The organism is Escherichia sp. Lx600-2 (assembly GCF_036662595.1).
GTDB lineage: Bacteria > Pseudomonadota > Gammaproteobacteria > Enterobacterales > Enterobacteriaceae > Escherichia > Escherichia coli.
Genome location: NZ_JAYQWM010000135.1, coordinates 1 through 6,935 on the forward strand (window position 1 = coordinate 1; position 6,935 = coordinate 6,935).

General features: G+C 52.3%; 4 protein-coding genes and 1 pseudogene. All 5 read right to left on the reverse strand.

The features are described from left to right. Window positions 1-76 precede the first annotated feature (76 nt). Window positions 77-172: pseudogene (locus OQV04_RS22865) on the reverse strand ((4Fe-4S)-binding protein); the annotation flags it as partial. 80 nt (window positions 173-252) lie between these two features. Next, a complete protein-coding gene (gene pgaD / locus OQV04_RS22870) occupies window positions 253-759 on the reverse strand; it encodes a poly-beta-1,6-N-acetyl-D-glucosamine biosynthesis protein PgaD (protein ID WP_034167704.1) in 507 nt (168 codons plus the stop codon). Continuing rightward, window positions 756-2,090 carry a poly-beta-1,6-N-acetyl-D-glucosamine synthase gene (gene pgaC, locus OQV04_RS22875; protein ID WP_034167705.1) on the reverse strand — a complete coding sequence of 445 codons (1,335 nt, stop codon included), beginning with the start codon at window positions 2,088-2,090 and terminating at the stop codon, window positions 756-758. Before pgaC ends, pgaD begins: the two co-directional genes overlap by 4 nt. Continuing rightward, complete coding sequence (gene pgaB / locus OQV04_RS22880; RefSeq protein ID WP_034167706.1) at window positions 2,087-4,108, reverse strand: poly-beta-1,6-N-acetyl-D-glucosamine N-deacetylase PgaB; 2,022 nt, start codon at window positions 4,106-4,108, stop codon at window positions 2,087-2,089. Before pgaB ends, pgaC begins: the two co-directional genes overlap by 4 nt. Before the next feature lie 9 nt (window positions 4,109-4,117). Next, entirely contained in the window at window positions 4,118-6,580 is a 2,463-nt protein-coding gene (pgaA, locus tag OQV04_RS22885; protein ID WP_034167707.1) for a poly-beta-1,6 N-acetyl-D-glucosamine export porin PgaA, read from the reverse strand. Between the last annotated feature and the right edge of the window lie 355 nt (window positions 6,581-6,935).

The window sequence follows — 6,935 nt, forward strand, 5'->3', positions numbered from 1 at the left end:
TGAATGGGTTCATGTGCAGCTCCATCAGCAAAAGGGGATGATAAGTTTATCACCACCGACTATTTGCAACAGTGCCGTTTCCTGAATGCTGACATATCGCCGTGTTGAAGTAGACGTCAATCTTCTCGCCGGTATAGGCCCGGTAACCTGCCTCCAGTAGTTCCTTTTCCACGACATTACCTCGCATTTTTATTGTCTGAGTCTAATCATAGACCGATGCGAGGCTGAGGGAAGTGGCGGGTAGCAGAAATATCACTCGGGCCTTTTCTGTAACAATGGCTCCCGCTCCGGCGGCAAATATTCCAGCATTGCAGGCGTCGGCGGCGGCAGGCGGTTATCGGCGATGTGCTTGTCCACATCGATATGACTGATTTCGCCATTCTCATGGTGATGGACCGTCAGCACCCTCGCTTTGTTCAACTCTGTAACCAGTTCACGGGTAATACGTAAACTTTCCGCCAGCTCATGGTCTTCCAGTCCTGGTCTGCGACTGCGACGCTCCACCCGAAAACGAAACTGGTTGTATTTCGCCCAGCCGATCAGCACCAGTCCGTTGACCAGCGCGACAAGGATGTAAAACGTGACCGTATCCAGCGTGGTGAAAAAGGGACGCACGCCCATATACGGTGAATGCGCCAGGGCCGTAATCAGCCCTTTGTAGATTAAGTATAAAAATCCAACCCAGGCAAAAATCGTTAACAGAACGTCAATGATGCGCGGCAGCAGACGCCGCTCCGTAAAGATCAGCGGCTGACTCATGATTCGATCCTCCCTATTCCACGGTCAGGACTCACCCAGCGCGCCCTGCCGCGTTTGCGTTTGAGCATCACTTTCGGGAATGACACCAACGTGGTAAACAGGCTCAACAGCCAGTACACCACCGGGAACCAGATTATCCAGAACAATGAGGCGCCAATGCCTTTTTCATAGCGTCGTTCAATCATCAGGCTTATCGCAAACTGTATTAAGCAGACCACGCCGAGAATAAGTCCGGTAAAGGCTGGCGGGAACAGATGTTGAACATACAGCGAGTCCGGCATCGGGATCATCAGTCCCAGCAGGAACAGCACGATACTGATCGCATAGGCAAATGCCCACGTGGTAGAAAAGCAGAACTCGAAAAATAGCGGCCACATGCGGCGGAACTCCCACGACCACAGACGGCGCATGTTAACAATAAACACCTCCGCCCCGCCTTGCGCCCAGCGCAGGCGCTGCTTCCACAGCCCTCTTAACGTTTCAGGCATCAGGATCCAGCACAGCGCGCGCGGCTCAAAGAATATCGACCAATGGCGCAATTGCAGCTTCCAACTGATATCGATGTCTTCGGTGATCATGTCCGGGCTCCAGTACCCCACCTCGGCCAGCGCGCGACGACGAAACGCCGCAACTACGCCAGAGACGCTAAAGATCTGACCATAGACTCGTTGAGTACGCTTAATTAAGCCGATAATGGAAGAGAACTCACCGACCTGCACACGACCGATTAGCGTGGAACGGGTGCGAATACGCGGGTTGCCGGTTACCGCCCCAACGCGTGGGAACTGGATCAGCGGAGCGACCAGATACGCCACGGCATCGCGATCCAGTAACGCATCGCCATCAATACACACCAGGTAATCGCTGCGCGCAGCGGCCGCGCCCGTTTTGAGCGCCAGCGCTTTGCCCTGGTTTTCAGCCAGATGAATGACGCGCAGGCTGGGGTACTCAATCGCCAACTGTTCCAGAACATCGTGCGTATCGTCCGTTGAACCGTCGTTAATGGCAATCACTTCGATATTCTTGTAGCGCTGTGCCATCGCAGCGCCGATGGTTTCCCGCGCGTTGATCCCTTCGTTAAAGCAGGGGATCAAAATGGAAACCAGCGGATTTCCCTCCAGCGTCGGTGGCGGTGTATCGTCTCCCCATTTCCAGTGACGCTCACGATAAAACCAGAAATAGACCCCGCCGCTTATCCATAATGCAGACATGAATAAAGGCCAGAAGAAGACGAAGTTCAACATGACTTCACCTGTAAAGATGACAGCCACGCCAAACGGCAGGCTGAACATCAGGCAAAGTATCAGGAAAGCAATAATGCGATCGGTCATTTTTGCGGGTACCAGTATGAGGAGAACGTCGAGCGAATCTCTGACATCTCAGGTTTGTCGCTGATGAAATCATCCGGATAATAGCCGTAGTTACCTGCACCACTTAGTTTCAGTTGGCGCATCCATTCGGCTATTTGTTTTCCACTGATTTCTGCCTCGTCCCCGGATTTACGCCAATCTCGTGCCTGCAGTTCAAACACGGTTTTGTCCAGCGCGCCGGGCGTTTGTGCAACGGCATTGACTAATCTGTCGAGCCAGGCATTGGCATCATTAGCCGGGATCTGCTCCATGAATGGCATCGCCATGGGTGCCGTCCAGTCATAGGTATTGAGGAAATCATTCAGGTTTTGCGCAAACCAGGCTTCGCTTTCAGGCTCCAGTACCGGCATGGCGTATATATTGCGGGCAGTTTGCACCTGCGGACCGCGAATATTGCGTACCGATTGCGTCAGTTGCTTAGTAAAGTCGATCAGCATCTTACTTTTCAGGCGCGTCCAGCGTTCGAAGGTTTGAGGGTTGCTACGGATTTGCTCAATACTTCCCGGAAGCCCTGCGGCGCGGTAGGCGGCTAACGCCTCCGGTGACGCATCTTCAAAGTCCGTCAGGAAAGCATCGTCGTGGAACAAAATCCCTTTGAAGCTGGCATGCTTCGCCAGGTCTTCATAGATTTCAGTGATACGTTTACGCGCTTCGCTGTCCCAGGGAGACAGACGCACATAGTTCTCGTGATTGATCGCAGTGCGTCCTGTTTTCGGATCCCATGCCGTCACGCGTGGAATGGAAGCATCGAGGTCGAAAGCCAGTACCGGCATCCAGGCATATACCGTCACCCCGGCCCGCGTTTGTAACTGCCAGGAGATATAGTTAAAGAGATCGGCACGCATCGGCAGCCAGCGGTTAGGGAAATAGAGTTCGCGAATATTCCCGTCGCCTTTAGGATCGGCGTACGCCTGCAGGAAGACATGAGAAATGCGCATGTCATAAACACGCTGGATCAGCTTGTCGATGTTTCGCTTCTGCTGGGCAGGATCTTTGTCATACACGTAATCCAGATCGACGTGCATCACACGCATCGTTTGTGGTTCACGTACCTGAGCAACCTGACTGGCAAAGCGCTTGAGAGACGGGTTATCAGAGATCAGTACGCGCGGGATATCATCAAGAAACGCAGCGTTCGCCAGCCCTTCATTGAGCGTAAAGGCCATCTTATAGCCATGTTCTTTGGCCAGCTTTAAGGTGGTGCCGTTAGCCGCACCATAAGGCCACACCCACGCGCGCGGCGATTTCCCGGTTACCGATTTAATCTTATTGGTGATCAGCGAGATATCAGTATTAATGCGACGATTGTACTGTTCGTCGGTTTCGTAAGTCCCTGTTTTCTTATCGAAAAGGCGATTCGCCACCGCAGGTTCTTTGCTTCCTTGCGGGTTCGCCTCAGCGCCGAAATGCGAGTTCCAGGTGTGCGCCCCCACTTCCACCAACGGCGATTTGCCCATTTCCTCGACCATCTTCCAGGTGGCAAATTTATCTCGCGCCGTCATTAAGCCGCCAAAATCGACTTTTTTATTGGCTGGAGAATCAACCCAACTGCCCACTGGAGCCCAGAGCGCAGGCCAGTTGTAGGCTTTCAGCAGCGGCCAGACGCGGGTATAAAAACTGCTGTATCCGTCGTCAAAGGTGAGTAAGACCGCTTTTTCCGGCAACACAATTTTACCGTCATGAGCGTCCAGAATTTGCTGCACGCTAATCGGGTTATAGCCATTATCACGCAACCAGGCCATTTGGTCGCTCAACGCGCTGGTGCGCACGGAGAGGTAGCGCTGGTCGGCGGCGCCATCCTCAACATCATGATAGCCGAGCACCAGGAAGCTGTTTTTCGGCCATGGATGATCTGCCGTCAACGGCGTTCTCTCTGCGGGAGGAACATAGCGAGGCGTTGTATTGTGCGCGCTACTGCACGCGGTAATCATCAACCAGCCAGCGATTAATGCGCTAAGCCACAGGCATCTTTTCAGCATGAACAATCCTTAAAACCTGACATTTAAATCGAAAGCGAGGGAGATATTCCGCTCACGTTTACCGTCATAGGGGCGTTTATCCCAAACCAGCATCACCCCGCCATCTACGACGTTGTTCCATTTGAGCCGTTGTCCATATCCCACCTGAACGATAGCGCCAACGTCTTCACCTTGCTGCCAGTAGCCACCCACTCCGGCTATGCCTTGCTGGGTCCACACGGTGTCATAATGGCGGTAAAGAACCTGTTCCGCGCTCAGGCCTGGCACAACGGAAAAATCACTCTTAGGGTTGTAATACGGCACATTCTCTTTAGTGTTGGTGCTCCCACCGATACCCGGGGTAAAGTCCAGCGTAAAGCGCGGCGTGGTCCACATGCGCTCTTTTCCGCTCAGCCCATATTCGATGCGATCGTTACCATCCGAGAAATGTGATGCGGCAAACGACAATTGGTATTCACGTCGTTCGTTTTGATACCAGCGAACAAACAAATCGCCGCTGTTGGCATATACGCCGCTACGCAGCGCGCGCAGTGGCGTGTTGCGCGAAAGACGCTCGGCCGAACCGCCCACGCGCCAGTTATCGTTGAAATCATGCCAGGCGGAAAGACGACCGCCTATTTTCTGCCCATCGCCATAGTTTCGGCCAGACACTTCCATTTCGGCCCAGTAATCACGGGAAGTCCATTCCGCACCAGCCGCCAGATCGCGGCTAATCCCTTTCCCTTCCTCAAACTCGCCGGTTGCGAAGTTGAATCCGGTAAACAGTCGCCAGTTGTCATTAATTGGCGGGCTGTAAATGGCCGTGTTGATGTTGAAATCATTCTTACCGCTGACCGGGCTATCGGACGAGATCCCCTGCGTGCCGCTAATACGTACTTCCGACATTTTATGCACATCACGCATGCGTGCGAGGCGCAGCGTCGCTTCATCATCCGGACTGCGAGCAATAACGTCATCCGTCAGTTCATCGGCCTGCTTCCACTCCTGGAGATCCAGCGCCACATAGGCCTGCTGACGCTCCAGTTCCAGGTTACTGGGCTCAATCACTTCCGCCAGTTTAAGCTCTTTCTCCGCCGCATGCGGCAGTCCACGGGCTTCAAGAACAGAAGCATAGGATATGCGCAGCCCTTGGTTACCCGAGCCTGTTCGCGCCAGATGCTCTGCGAGTTTTTCTGCCTCCGGCAGTTCATTGGCAGCGATATGATATTGCGTCAGCAGCGACTGTCCCAGCAGCCAGTTATCGTTTGGCTGCGGCGTTGGCGAACCATAGATGCGTCGCAGATATGGGCTGTCTTTAATTAACGCATCGACCTGTTTTTTAGCTGCATCAAAGTTTTCATTATCGATGTGCGCGTAGAACAGATCCTGTTGATCCTCAGGACCGAGCGGCGTAACCGGAATCGGTCCGTTCGGATAGTAGATGCTCATCAGCATCGCTTCGGTTTTTTCCGGCTGCCGTTCGCTTAACCATGCCGATGCTACCCAGCGTTTTGCGTAGTTTGGCACCTCGCCGCTCGCAGACAGCGATTCGTATTCACTAATCACTTCAGAAGTGCGTTTACGGACCAGCAAGGCGCCCATGCGGTCAATTCTGGCCCGACGGACATCATTCTGCGCAGAAGGCTCATCTTTCCAGGCAGTCAGCAACTGGTCATAACGGGCTAGCGCTTTATCAGCCACGATAAAACGCTCTTCTTCATTACGCGCAGAGGTATAAGAGGAACGTACCATTTCAGCCGCCGCATCAAGCTCAAGGCGACGCTTCACCGGATCGGCAGTTGGTACCACCTCTGCCATATTTAAGGCGGGCCCGGAAACGCGGTTTGCTGACAGCGCAGACAGCAATGTGGATTTTGCATTTTTTTTGCCTGGATCGACGTCATCCGCCTGGCTGGCAACTAATAATGCATCCCAGTTTTTTCCCTGCGAATGGTAGACATAGGCAAGTAGCGCATCAGAATCAGCCCCGGGATGCGCCTGCGCCCATTTATTCGCTTCAGTAAGGGCTTGCTGATTGTAGCGAGCATCCGCCAACGTCATTATCCAGCCGGTACGTACATCTACGTTATCAGGCTCTTCCTGTAAAACGCTTTCCCAGATGGCTAAAGAATCATTCCAGTTCTTCTGGTTGCGATATGCTCGTGCAGCGGCGACTTTGCCCCGGGCAGGTACATTCATCTGTCCACGATACTGCTGCCAGATTTCAATTGTGGTTTTATCGTTGTTATCGACCCAACTGGAAACTTGCAGCCAGTCGGCAACCTGATTTGGCGTTAGCGCGCTTTTCTTTCCCTGATCCTCAAGGAAACGTAATAGCGGTGCGCTATTACCTCCCCGCGCTTCAATAACCAAAGCGTCATAATCTGATACCGCCGCAGAGATTGGCATCGGGAAAAGAATGCTTGCCGTAAATAAACAGCTTACAGACTTAAAACGTTTAATGAAGTTGGCATGTCGACGCATACTTAACATATCTGCCCTTATATCTTACATCATAGTGAAAATAATCGTTTTCAATAAGTTACAGTCAATCCCTGACGGTTGCCGACCATGTAAGACGCACTGCCGCTTATTTCGTAATAGGGTTATGAAGCAATTAATTCTTTCGTCTTATTGACTACCCGTGCCTCGTCCTCTAATTATTGGAAAGAAGGCATAAAATCGAGAATTTTATCACTCAGCGTAGTTCGTGGCTATGTAATAAGATAATGCTTAGGCAAAAAAAGGATTTTAGACTAAGTTATTCTAAGGGGCACTGTTGCAAATAGTCGGTGGTGATAAACTTATCATCCCCTTTTGCTGATGGAGCTGCACATGAACCCATTCA